Below are 11508 nucleotides of genomic sequence, written 5' to 3' on the forward strand. Positions count from 1 at the left end.
GTCGGGGCCGCGCCGGGGGGTGTCCGTCCTCGGAACGGCGCGATGGGGTTGCGTACCGACTGACCGTCCGTTGACGCGCCAACCGCTGCGGGCGGACACCCCCCGACACGTCCCCTTCCGTGCGCCGGCGGGTGCGGGCGCACCTAGCTGCGGGCAGTCGTGCCTCCCCCAGTGCCTTAAGGGCCTGGGATGCGCCCCCAGGCGGCACGGGTGGGCGCAGCGGCACCTCGTCGCACCGGGCTGCGCACCCACCCGGCCCTGGCTGCAACGGGTCAGACTCTGTCCAGAGGCCGGTGTGGCCCCGCGGGAAGTTCGACCGCTATCGCGTCGCCGGGGCGCACCACGCCCCCTTCCCGCACCACGCTCATGATCCCGGCCTTGCGTACGACGTTCCCCGCCTCGTCGCGCCCCACGACCCGCTTCAGCAACCCGTCCTGGAAGGTGTCGATCTGGAGACAGGGATTGCGCAGGCCGGTCACCTCCACGACCGCGCTGTCGCCGATGCGCAGCAGGGTGCCGGCCGGCAGACCGAGCAGATCGATGCCCCGCGTGGTGATGTTCTCGCCGAGTTCGCCGGGCGCCACCTTGAACCCCTCCTCACCGACCTCGGCGAAGAGCTCCTCGTGGATGAGGTGCACCTGGCGCAGATTCGGCTGGGTGGGATCCTGCGCGATGCGCGACCGGTGCTTGACCGTCACACCGGCGTGCACGTCCCCCTCCACGCCCAGGCCGGCGAGCAGCCTGACGCTGTCCCGGTTCGGCTTGGTGAACGAGTACTCCCCGTTGCTGCTGACCGCTGTCACTCGCCCGCTCATACCGCGGTTCCCCCTCTTCGGTCACGATGATCAACCCTGAGCCTGCCCGGCGAGGGCCGGTGTGTCCACCCCCCTCCGGGTACCCGCACCGCATGACGCCCCCCGTCCTGCCCCGCCTGAGCCGCGGCGCGAACCACGGTGCCCTGTGGTTCGCGGCCGCCGCCGCCCTCGCGGCGACCCGCACCCCCCGTGCCCGCCGCGCGGCGACCCGCGGACTGGCCTCCCTCGGCCTCGCCTCCGTCACCGTCGGCGCCCTCGGGCTGAAGCGGCGGCCGGTCTCCCCCGCGTTCCCCTCCGGGCACGCCGCGTCCGCCGCCGCCTTCGCGACCGGCGTCGCCCTGGAGTCCCCCGCCTGGGGCACGGTCGTCGCCCCGGTGGCCGCCTCCGTCACCCTCGCGCGCGTCGACGGCGGCCGGCACGTCCCGAGCGACGTCCTGGCGGGCGCCGCCCTGGGCGTGGGTGCCGCGTTCGCCGTACGGGCCATGGTGCCCACGCGCGGCCAGGTCGCCCCGCCGGCCCGGCCCCGCGCCGACGTCCCGGCGCTGCCGGACGGCGAGGGGCTCGTGCTGGTGGCGAACACCGGCGCGGGGAGCGCCGAGCGGGTCCGTGCCCTGCGGGACGCCCTCCCCCGGGCCGAGGTCGTCGAGTGCGAGCCGGCAGACGTGCCCGCCGAGTTGGACAAGGCGGCCACCCGCGCCCGGGTTCTCGGTGTGTGCGGCGGCGACGGCACCGTGAACGCCGCCGCCCGTGTCGCGCTCAGGGCCCGCCTGCCCCTCGCGGTGCTGCCGGGCGGAACCCTCAACCACTTCGCCTACGACCTGGGCATCGAGGACGTGCGCGATCTCGCCCGAGCCCTGCGTGCGGGCGACGCCGTGCGCGTGGACGTGGGCCGGTACGCCTGCGGCGGCAAGCACGGCGTCTTCCTCAACACGTGCAGCGTCGGCGTCTACCCGGAGCTCGTGCGCGAGCGGGAGCGCTGGTCGCCCCGGATCGGCGGCTGGCCCGCCGGCGTGCTCGCGGCCCTGCGTGTGCTGCGGGCCGACCGGCACCCGCTGGAGACCGAGGTCCAGGGCCGTGCGCATCCGCTGTGGCTGCTGTTCGCCGGGAACGGCACCTATCACCGCATGGGGCTGGCGCCCGGGCGCCGGAGGGACCTGGCGGACGGGCAGCTCGACGTGCGGGTCGTGCACGGCGGTCGCCGGCCGGCGGTCCGGCTGGTCGCCGCCGCTCTCGCCGGGCCCCTGACCCGCTCCCCCGTCCATGCCGCCGTCCAGGTGGGACGGCTGCAGCTGGACCACGTGGCGCCCGGCACGCTCCTCGCCTACGACGGTGAGGTCACCGAGGTGGAAGGCCGCGTGATCCTGGAGAAGCTGCCCGAGGCGCTGACCGTCTACCGGCCGATCCCGACTGGCTGACTCACCGTCAGTCCACAATGTGGGAATGCTGTCTCACTATGCGGCGGCACTGCGTACGGTGATCCCATACCGACCCGACACGAAGGGGTGGGATCCGCCATGCCGGAACCACGGGAGACCGCCGTCTACACGCACGGGCACCACGAATCGGTGCTCCGTTCGCACACCTGGCGGACCGCCGCCAACTCGGCCGCGTATCTGGTGCCGTCGCTCCGCCCCCACATGAAGATCCTGGACGTCGGATGCGGGCCGGGGACCATCACCGCCGACCTGGCCGCACTCGTACCCGAAGGCCATGTCACCGGCGTCGACCGGGAGCCGGAGATCCTGGAGCGGGCGCGTGCCACGGCTGCCGGGCGGGGGCTGGCCAACGTCGACTTCGCGGTCGCCGACGTGCACGCCCTGGACTACCCGGACGCCACGTTCTGTGTGGTGCACGCCCACCAGGTGCTGCAGCACGTCGGGGATCCGGTGGGGGCGTTGCGTGAGATGAGGCGGGTGCTGAAGCCCGGCGGCCTCGTCGCCGTGCGGGACGCCGACTACGAGGCGATGACCTGGTATCCGGCGTCCGGGGGACTCGACCGCTGGCTGGACCTCTACCGCCGCGTCGCCCGGGCCAACGGCGGCGAGCCGGACGCCGGGCGCCGGCTGAAGGCCTGGGCGCTGCGAGCCGGGTTCACGGACGTCACGGCGACCTCCGGCACCTGGACCTTCGCCACCCGGGAGGAGCGGGAGTGGTGGAGCGGGCTGTGGGCCGACCGGACGCTGGCGTCGGCATACGCGGACCGGGCCCGGCAGGGCGGGCACGCGAGCGAGGCGGAGCTGCGGGCCGTGGCCGACGCCTGGCGGGAGTGGGGACAGCGGGAGGACGGCTGGTTCAGCGTCCTGCACGGAGAAATTCTCTGTCGAAAGGACGCCTGAAACGCGGATTCGGGGACACCCTAAAAGCAGGAGGTTCGAATTATGGTTCCCATCCTGCTGGTGCTGCTTCTGGCGTTGATTCTGTTCGGCGCCGGATTTGCAGTAAAGGTTCTCTGGTGGATCGCGCTCGCGGTTCTCGTCGTGTGGCTGCTGGGATTCTTCGTCCGTGGTACGTCGGCGGCCGGAGGCAGGGGCCGCTGGTACAGGTGGTGAATTAGCCCCCGTCGCGGGGCAGCAGCGGTCCGAGCGGCCCGAGGTCCAGATTGAGGTCCTCGGGCCGCAGTCCGTAGCGGTCACGCAGTTCCGCCATGCGCTCCTCCAGCAGCATGAGCGTGAGGCCGATCCGCTCCTCCTGCTCCTCGCTCAGGTCCCCCACGTCGAACCGGCGCAGCGCCTGGCGCTCCATGAGCTGGCGCAGCAACTCCACCACCGTGAGCACGAGTTTGACCAGGTCACGCTCGACGGTGTCGGGTTCCAGGTCCAGCCGGTTGCGGCGCGGCCGCGGGTTCTGCGCGGGCTGGTCGGACGACGTCACAGCAACTCCTCGAACGGGGAGGGCACCTGGGCGTTCACCGAGCTGATGAGCGCGTTGAGGTCGATACGGACGAGGTCGACATCGGCGATGCGCAGCGTGATGTCCCCCGTGATCACGACACCGCCGGCGAGCAGCCGGTCGAGCAGGTCCACGAGGGCGACCTCACGGCGTTCCACTACGGTCACGGCTTCTTCCCGTCGGTCATGTGGCCTCCCCGGCGAACGAATAGGCCGCCCAGGGGCCGGTGAGTTCGACGCGCATTCCGGGCAGCTCGCCCTTCGTGCGGTCCACCATTTCCACGAATTCCTCGGAATGTGAGCGCGGCACGAGATAGGCGGCGTTCAGTACGTTCCGCCCGGTCGCCTTGGAAAGCGCGGGATTCTGCGGGGGATGCAGCCGGGAATCCTCCGCGAATGCGGAAAGCTTTTCGTGCAGCCGCGTCGAAAAGCTTTCCGCCTTCTGCCACATCTCCTCGTGCGACCGGGTCTGCATGCGCCGCTGCCGCAGGTAGTCGCGGCCCGAGGTGGCCTTCTGCGCGGGCTGGGCGCTGTCCTGCGGTTCGGACTCGGCGTACACCTTCACGCCCCACTCGACCCGGCCCTCGAGCCGGTCGAGGGTGCGCCGGAAGTCCTCTTCGCGGGCCTCGATCATCGTCCGTACGCCGCTGTCGTCCCGGAAGACGGTGCCCAGCCGCAGCGGCAGCGGGGTCGTGACCGTGGTGAGCGCGTCGATCACGCCCTGGTGGGCGCGGGCGGTCTCGGTGAGCCAGTCCAGGTCCTCCAGATGGGCGCGGAGCGGTTCCTCCGCGAAGTCCCGCTCCGGTACGTGGCTGACCACGGCCACGAGGCCGTGGTGGGCCAGCGCTCTGGGCGGATCACCCGCCACCCCCGACAGCTGGGACTGCAGCGGCGTGCCGAAGGGGCGGCAGACGGCGTAGACGTACCGCAGTCCGGTCACGGTGCCTCCTTCTTCTGCGCACGGCCGGGCTCCAGTTCCTCCAGCCGGGCCAGCCTCTCGCGCAACTCGGCGTTCTCACGGGTCAGTTCATCACGGCGGGCCCGCGAGCTCAGTGCCGGGTCGGTCTCCCACCAGTCGATGCCCATCTCCTTCGCCTTGTCCACGGAGGCGACGATCAAACGCAGCTTGATCGTGAGGAGTTCGATGTCGAGCAGGTTGATGCGGATGTCGCCCGCGATGACGATGCCCTTGTCGAGCACCCTCTCCAGGATGTCGGCGAGGTTGGCGCCGCTTCCGTGGCCGTAGGGTTCGGGCATCCTGCTGGGCGTTGTCATCGGCGGCTCCCGCCTTCGGCGTACTCGTCCTCGTCCGCCTCGTCCTCCTCGTACTCCCCTTCAGGTTCTTCCTCGGGCTCTTCCTCGTCCTCGTACTCGGACTCGGCTTCGTCCTCGTACTCGCCCTCGGGTTCCTCCTCGTCCTCCTCTTCCGGCCCCTCCTCGTCGTACTCGTCCTCGGGCTCCTCGCCCTCGGGGCGCTCGTCCTCGGACTCCTCCTCGGCGAGCGCGTCCTCGTGGCTGCGGACGACCTCGCCGTCGCGGATCTCGCCGCGCCAGCCGTCCTCCGCCTCGCCCTTGATGGTGATGAAGCGGACGAAGTTCTTCAGGTCGAGCCGGGCGCGCCGTCCCTGGGCACGCCAGATGTTGCCGGTCTTCTCGAAGAAGCCGGACGGGTAGTACTCGATGACCAGCAGAACGCGCGTGAGGTCGTCCGTGAGCCGGTGGAAGGAGACGACGCCCTTCGTGGTGCCCTTGGCGCCCTCGGAGGTCCACGCGATGCGGTCGTCGGGCACCTGCTCCGTCGTCGTGGCCTTCCAGCTGCGGTTGGACCAGAAGACCTTCAACTGCCAGTCCGAGGTGGTGTCGTCGGCCTTGCTCGCGGCCTTGACACCTTTCGCGAAGGTGCTGAAGTCCTGGTACTGCGTCCACTGGTCGTAGGCGGTGCGCACGGGCACGCCGACGTCGATGTGCTCGATGATGACGGTCGGCTTGTTCCCGGAACGGCCCTTGCCCTTGCCCTTGCCGCCGCCGCCCAGGTTCTTGAAGGCACCTGTGACCTTGTCCTTGATGCGCGAGCCGCCGGTCTCCAGTGCGGCGCGCACCGGGCCCTTGCCCTCGGCGAGCTTGCGGCCGCCGTCGAGGGCGAGCTTGGCGAAGCCGGGGCTGTTGCCCTCGGCGATGTCGTTCAGTCTGTTGGTGGTCTCGCCGAGCTTGCGGCCCACGCCGGTCAGCATGCGGGTGGCCTGTGCGGCGACGTACTCCTGCAACTCGGCCTTCAGCCGGTCGGCGGCCTCGCTGTGGGCCACATCGGTGAGCGGGTTCTTCGCAGCTCCGTTCGCGGCGGAGCTCGCTGATCCGAGCGTGTCGGTCATCCCTCACCGCCTCCCTTCGGCAGCCGGGTCCGGGAGCTGCCGCCCCTGCTCCCGGCCGTGGTCTTCTTCGCCGCCGTCTTCTTGCCCGCGGCCTTCTTGGCGGGGGCCTTCTTCGCCGGGGCCTTGCGCGCCGTCTTCTTCGCGGGTGCCTTCTTGGCGGGTGCCTTCTTGGCGGGTGCCTTCTTCGCCGCCTCCTTCGGGGCCGGCTCCGGCTCCTCGTCGTCCTCCGGACCGGAGTCCTCGGCGTCTTCGGCCTCGGGCTCCTCGTCCTCGGCGTCGCCCGTGCCGGGCACCGCGCCCGACAGCTGGTCGCGCACCTGGGCCGTACGGCCGTGCAGCCGGTCGGCGACAGCGTCGAGCTGCCGCTCGACCATGGCGCCGGAGGCCGCCTTGCCCACACCGCGCAGGTCCTGCCGCAGCTGGTCCCCGATCTCCTTGAACTGCGGGTTGTCCCTCAGCTGCTGCTGGACCAGGTCCGCGACCATGCGCGGACTCAGGTTCAGCTTCTTCCCGGCCACCAGGCCGCCGACGGCCATCGCCATCTTCAGTTTCTTGGTCCGCCCCAGGAGGTATCCGGCCCCCACGGCGAGCCCCAGTCCCACTCGGTTCATGGTGTCGTCCCGTTGCCCGTTCCCGCGCTCCCGCGCGAAGCGATCTCCAACCGGTCGAGGAGTTCGTCCTCGAGGCGGTCGAACTCCTCCTCGGTGATCTCACCGGCCTCCAACTGCTCCTCCAGACGCGACAGCTCGGCCCGGATCGTGGCGGGGTCGTAGTAGATCCGCTCGGCCTCCTGGAGCACCTGTCTGATGGCCCAGGCGCTGCCGCGCACGGGTGCGAACGGCAGCAGCAGCACCTCCGAGATCAGGCCCACGTCGTCACCCCGCTCCGGCGTCCGTGCCGCTCGCCACGGTGCCCGCCGGCTCGGTCGGGCCGGGCTCGACGAAGCTGTACGGCGGCAGCGGCCCGTTGATCCGGACCTCCAGGTGCGGCAGTTCCTTGCGGGCCTCTTCCACGGCCGCCAGGAAGGTGTCGGCCGACTTCCGGTCCACCAGGAACGACACGTTGGCCAGCCAGCCGGTGGACTCGGGGCCCACGCTCATGGCCTCGGCGGCCGGTTCCAGGGCGCGCTGGACCGCGGCGGCGTCCTCGGCCTCCCGGGCCTTGACGGCGGCCGCGACCATCTCGCCGAGCCGGATCTTGTCGTCGTAACTGCCGCCGCCCGCCTGGCGGTTGGCCTCGGCGAGACCGCGGATCTCCGGGTTCTCGGCCATCACCTGGTGCAGTACGGCCTCTTCGACGTGGTTGGCCTTGACGTTGTACTCGACCCGGCCGTCGAGGGCCCGCAGCCGCTCCTTGTAGTGCTCGGCGCGCTCGGCGAGGACCTGGGTGATCGAGTTGTCGTCCGGGGCGACGCTGCCGAACCGCATGGGCAGCACACAGCCGGCCGCGCCCGCCTCGCTGAGCACGTTCTGGTGGGCGAGCAGGTCCTTGCGCTTGGGCCGCAGCCCCTCCGGCGCCTCGCTGACGACGGCCGCCAGGTCGCCCTCGCGCAGGATGCGCACCGGGCGCGGCGGGTCGCCGACGCCGCCCATGCCCTCGGGGAGCCCCGGGTGCGAGCTCGCCGCGATGCCGTAGACGTAGGTGCTCACTCCTGCTCCTCCTTCCGGCGGGAGGACGTGCTCTTACGGGCTCGCGGACGGGACTCGGTCTCCTGCTCGGAGCCTTCGGAACGCGCCTGCTTGAAGGCGTCGGAGATGGTCTCGGCGGCGCCGGACAGCGCCCCCTTGGACTTGCCGCGCGCGCCGGACTCGGTCATCTCCCCGACCAGGTCGGGCAGGCCCGGGTCCTTGCGCGGCCCGGCTTCGAGGTCGAGCCGGTTGCACGCCTCGGCGAAGCGCAGATAGGTGTCGACGCTGGCGACGACGACGCGAACGTCGATCTTGAGGATCTCGATGCCGACCAGGGAGACTCGCACGAATGCGTCGATGACGAGCCCCCTGTCCAGAACAAGTTCAAGCACGTCGTAGAGACCGCTGCTGCCGCCTCCGCCGCCGGTCTGCTGTGCCGGTACGACTGTCATGCCGGTTGTCCCTCCTTGTCTGTGGGTGCGGGTCCGGTCGGGCGGCCTAGTGACCGCCGGTCCGTCGCGGGTCGGACCGCCCCCGCTCGTAGCGGCGGACGCGCCGATAACCCGTGAGCTGTCCCTGGGCGTCGAGCTCCACCTGATAGCTCGCCATCAGGCTCATCGTGTCGGGCACGCGCTCGAGTTCGAGGACCTCGACCTCCAGCGCCCAGCCCTGCTCGGTCTGCTCGAAGGACGACACGGACTCGGCGGTCATGCCGGTGAGCTCCGCGAGCTGGCCGCGCGCCTGGCGCAGCACCTCCATGGGGCTCGGCCGGTCGTCAGCCGCGTTGTCAGTCGGTTTGCGCGAATTCTGAGAGCTTTGGGAGTCTTGAGATTTCTGTGAACCCTGTGACTCTTGCGTGTTTCTTGTGTTCGACATGGCCACCTCCCCCTCCGTGTGGCCGCAAGAGTGTTCGCCAAACCTCTATGGGCGCATGCATCTGCCACCCGCCGCGGGACGCGGGCGTGGCTCAGCCGCGCAGGGCGTTCAGCCGCCGCCGGGCCGGTCCCAGTGCCCGGCCGCGGGTCAGCAGACCCGACCAGGGGTCGGTGCGGGCCTGCTCGACGGCGTCGGCGATGGTCCAGCGGCGGGCATGGAGCCCGGGGTCGTCCAGCTGGTCCCAGGTGATCGGGGTGGCCACGGGCGCGCCCGGCCGGGGCCGGACGGTGAACGGCGCGACGGCGGTCTGCGCGTAGGCGTTGCGCTGCACGTCGAGGTAGAGCCGCTCACCGCGGTCCTTCTTGCGGGCGGCGGTGGTCAGCCGGTCGGGGTGGGCGCCGGCGAGGGTGCCGGCGACGTCATGGGCGAACGAGCGCACCTCGTCGAAGTCGTGCCGGCCGTTCAGCGGCACGATCACGTGCAGCCCGCGCGATCCGGTGGTCATCAGCGCCGAGGGCAGCTCCAGCTCGTCCAGCAGCTCCCCCAGCAGCCGGGCGGCCTCGCGTACGGCGTCGAAGTCGTCCCCCGCCGGGTCCAGGTCGAAGACCAGCCGGTCGGGGTGGTCGACGCTGTCGGCGCGGGACAGCCAGCGGTGCAGGGTGATGCCGGCCTGGTCGGCCAGGTAGAGGAGGGTGGCGGTGTCGTCGCAGACGACGTGCCGGACGGTGCCGCCCTCCTTGGCCACCTCGGCGCGGGTGATCCACTCCGGGTAGTGGTCCGGGGTGTTCTTCTGCATGAACATGGGCCCGTCCAGCCCGTCCGGATGCCGCTCCAGCATCAGCGGACGGCCGCGCAGGTGCGGCAGCATGAAGGGCGCGACGGCCCGGTGGTAGTCCACCAGGTCGCCCTTGGTGTACTCCTTGGCGTCCCCGCCGCCGGGGAAGAGCACCTTGTCCGGCCGGTGGACCTCCACGGTGCGGCGGCCGGCCCGCACCCTGCGCGTGCCGTCGCCGCCGCTCACGGCACGACCGCCTCCTCCACCAGCAGCCGCCCGGCCGCCGCGATCGACTCGGCGTCGATGCCCGCGGCGTGCAGCTGTTCGTCCGGGGAGGCCGAGCCGGGCATGCTCCGCACGGCGAGCCGTGCCAGGCGCGGTACGGGGCGTCCGTCGGCGAAAGCCTCCAGGACCGCGTCGCCGAGACCGCCCTCCGGGTGGTGGTCCTCCACGGTCACCAGACAACCGGTCTCCTCGGCGGCCCGGCGCAGGGCGGCCCGGTCGACGGGCTTCACCGAGTACAGGTCGATCACCCGCGCCCGGATGCCCTCCCGCTCCAGGGCGTCGGCGGCGGCCAGCGCCTCGTGCACGGTGACGCCCGCCGCGACGAGGGTCAGCCGGTCGCTGTCGGAGGAGCGCAGCACCTTGCTGCCGCCGACCGGGAACTCCTCGTCCGGGCCGTAGATCACCGGGCTCTCGCCGCGCGAGGTGCGCAGGTAGCGGACGCCCTCCAGGCCGGCCATCGCGCCGACGAGCCGCGCGGTCTGGTTGGCGTCGCAGGGGTACAGCACGGTCGAGCCGTGCACCGCCCGCATCATCGCCAGGTCCTCCAGGCCCATCTGGCTGGGTCCGTCCTGGCCGATGGCGACGCCGGCGTGCGAGCCGACGAGGTTGATGCCGGAGCCGCTGACGGACGCCATCCGGACGAAGTCGTAGGCCCTGGTCAGGAAGGCGGCGAAGGTTGCGGCGTACGGCACCCAGCCGCGGGCGGCGAGTCCGACGGCCGAGGCGACCAGCTGCTGCTCGGCGATGTAGCACTCGAAGTAGCGGTCGGGGTGCTCCTTGGCGAAGAACTCGGCGCGGGTGGAGTCGCCGACCTCGCCGTCCAGGGCGACGATGTCGCCGCGGCCGGTCCCGAGGGCGGCCAGGGCCTCGCCGAAGGCGTTGCGGGTGGCGACCTCCTCGCCCTTGTCCCAGGTCGGCAGGTCGAAGCTCCCGGTGTGGACGGAGTGCAGCATGCGGGCGGCGGGCGGCTCCTGCACCCGGACGCGGATGTCGCGCGGGCCGCCGAGTTCGGCGATGGCCTCGTCGGCCTCGGGGAGCGGCTTGCCGTGCAGGCCCTCGCGGTCCTGGACGCCTTCGACGCCCTTGCCCTTGAGGGTGCGGGCGAGGATCGCGGTGGGCTGGCCCTTGGTCGACAGGGCCTCTCCGTAGGCGCGGTCGATGGCGTCCACGTCGTGCCCGTCGACCTCGATGGTGTGCCAGTCGAAGGCCTGGAAGCGGCGGGCGTAGGCGTCCAGGTCGTGGCCGTGCCGGGTCGGGCCGCGCTGGCCGAGCCGGTTGACGTCGACGATGACGGTGAGGTTGTCCAGGTGCTCGTACCCGGCGTGCTCGGCGGCCTCCCACACGGATCCCTCGGCCAGTTCGCTGTCGCCGCACAGCACCCAGGTGCGGTAGCCGGTGCGGTCGAGCCGCTTGCCGGCCAGCGCGATGCCGACCCCGACGGGCAGGCCCTGCCCGAGCGAGCCGGTGGCCGTCTCGACCCAGGGCAGTCGCTGCGGGGTGGGGTGCCCTTCCAGGCGGCTGCCCAGCTTGCGGAAGGTGAGCAGCTCCTCGTCGTCGATGGCGCCGGCCGCCTTGTACGCGGAGTACAGAAGCGGGGAGGCGTGCCCCTTGGAGAGGACGAAGCGGTCGTTGCCGGGGTGGGCGGGGCGGTCGAAGTCGTAGCGGAAGTGATGCGCGAGCAGCACGGCCATCAGGTCGGCCGCGGACATGGAGGACGTCGGGTGCCCGGAGCCCGCGGCGGCGGCAGCGCGGACACTGTCCACGCGCAGCTGCTGTCCGAGGTCGGTGAGTTCACCGGTGTTCATGAGTCTCCTTTCGCGGAGTCGTCCGGGACGTCGGATCGCTTGACGGGACCGGGGGCGGGGTCGGGGC

The 11508-nt window shown here is 71.8% G+C and carries 16 protein-coding genes; 3 read left to right on the plus strand and 13 right to left on the minus strand.

The annotated features are described in order from the left end of the window. Positions 1–272: 272 nt before the first annotated feature. On the minus strand, positions 273–815 hold the full coding sequence (locus CCL05_RS13485) for an MOSC domain-containing protein (RefSeq protein WP_208641487.1): 543 nt from the start codon (positions 813–815) through the stop codon (positions 273–275). A gap of 92 nt (positions 816–907) precedes the next feature. On the opposite strand from CCL05_RS13485, the gene CCL05_RS13490 reads away from it, so the two are divergent. From CCL05_RS13490 to CCL05_RS13500, 3 genes are all read left to right on the plus strand, one after another. Continuing rightward, positions 908–2230 carry a diacylglycerol/lipid kinase family protein gene (locus tag CCL05_RS13490; protein ID WP_086560739.1) on the plus strand — a complete coding sequence of 441 codons (1323 nt, stop codon included), beginning with the start codon at positions 908–910 and terminating at the stop codon, positions 2228–2230. Between the two features lie 99 nt (positions 2231–2329). Further along, positions 2330–3151, plus strand: coding sequence for a class I SAM-dependent methyltransferase (locus tag CCL05_RS13495; RefSeq protein WP_086560740.1), 822 nt, complete (start codon positions 2330–2332; stop codon positions 3149–3151). 42 nt (positions 3152–3193) lie between these two features. Further along, positions 3194–3364 (plus strand): hydrophobic protein, encoded by a 171-nt coding sequence (locus CCL05_RS13500; RefSeq protein ID WP_086560741.1) that lies wholly within the window; start codon positions 3194–3196, stop codon positions 3362–3364. A gap of 1 nt (position 3365) precedes the next feature. Here CCL05_RS13500 and CCL05_RS13505 read toward each other — a convergent pair whose 3' ends face one another. From CCL05_RS13505 to CCL05_RS13560, 12 genes are all read right to left on the minus strand, one after another. Beyond that, positions 3366–3686, minus strand: a complete 321-nt coding sequence (locus tag CCL05_RS13505) for a gas vesicle protein K (RefSeq protein ID WP_086560742.1) — start codon at positions 3684–3686, stop codon at positions 3366–3368. Continuing rightward, entirely contained in the window at positions 3683–3871 is a 189-nt protein-coding gene (locus CCL05_RS13510) for a gas vesicle protein (RefSeq protein ID WP_003994122.1), read from the minus strand. The genes CCL05_RS13505 and CCL05_RS13510 overlap by 4 nt, the downstream gene beginning before the upstream one ends. Positions 3872–3887: 16 nt before the next feature. After that, complete coding sequence (locus CCL05_RS13515) at positions 3888–4643, minus strand: GvpL/GvpF family gas vesicle protein (RefSeq protein ID WP_086560743.1); 756 nt, start codon at positions 4641–4643, stop codon at positions 3888–3890. Next, positions 4640–4978, minus strand: coding sequence for a gas vesicle protein (locus CCL05_RS13520; RefSeq protein WP_086560744.1), 339 nt, complete (start codon positions 4976–4978; stop codon positions 4640–4642). The genes CCL05_RS13515 and CCL05_RS13520 overlap by 4 nt, the downstream gene beginning before the upstream one ends. Further along, positions 4975–6072, minus strand: coding sequence for an SRPBCC family protein (locus CCL05_RS13525; protein ID WP_086560745.1), 1098 nt, complete (start codon positions 6070–6072; stop codon positions 4975–4977). Before CCL05_RS13525 ends, CCL05_RS13520 begins: the two co-directional genes overlap by 4 nt. Further along, a complete protein-coding gene (locus tag CCL05_RS13530) occupies positions 6069–6683 on the minus strand; it encodes a DNA primase (RefSeq protein ID WP_086560746.1) in 615 nt (204 codons plus the stop codon). The genes CCL05_RS13525 and CCL05_RS13530 overlap by 4 nt, the downstream gene beginning before the upstream one ends. Further along, entirely contained in the window at positions 6680–6943 is a 264-nt protein-coding gene (locus CCL05_RS13535; RefSeq protein WP_086560747.1) for a gas vesicle protein GvpG, read from the minus strand. The genes CCL05_RS13530 and CCL05_RS13535 overlap by 4 nt, the downstream gene beginning before the upstream one ends. 4 nt (positions 6944–6947) lie before the next feature. Beyond that, on the minus strand, positions 6948–7721 hold the full coding sequence (locus tag CCL05_RS13540; protein WP_086560748.1) for a GvpL/GvpF family gas vesicle protein: 774 nt from the start codon (positions 7719–7721) through the stop codon (positions 6948–6950). Further along, complete coding sequence (locus CCL05_RS13545) at positions 7718–8152, minus strand: gas vesicle structural protein GvpA (protein ID WP_086560749.1); 435 nt, start codon at positions 8150–8152, stop codon at positions 7718–7720. Before CCL05_RS13545 ends, CCL05_RS13540 begins: the two co-directional genes overlap by 4 nt. A 46-nt stretch (positions 8153–8198) precedes the next feature. After that, a complete protein-coding gene (locus CCL05_RS13550) occupies positions 8199–8576 on the minus strand; it encodes a gas vesicle protein GvpO (protein WP_086560752.1) in 378 nt (125 codons plus the stop codon). 91 nt (positions 8577–8667) lie between these two features. Next, positions 8668–9597 (minus strand): non-homologous end-joining DNA ligase, encoded by a 930-nt coding sequence (gene ligD, locus CCL05_RS13555; protein WP_086560750.1) that lies wholly within the window; start codon positions 9595–9597, stop codon positions 8668–8670. Beyond that, positions 9594–11441 carry a transketolase gene (locus CCL05_RS13560; RefSeq protein WP_086560751.1) on the minus strand — a complete coding sequence of 616 codons (1848 nt, stop codon included), beginning with the start codon at positions 11439–11441 and terminating at the stop codon, positions 9594–9596. The genes ligD and CCL05_RS13560 overlap by 4 nt, the downstream gene beginning before the upstream one ends. Between the last annotated feature and the right edge of the window lie 67 nt (positions 11442–11508).

Source organism: Streptomyces africanus (assembly GCF_002150735.1).
GTDB lineage: Bacteria > Actinomycetota > Actinomycetes > Streptomycetales > Streptomycetaceae > Streptomyces > Streptomyces africanus.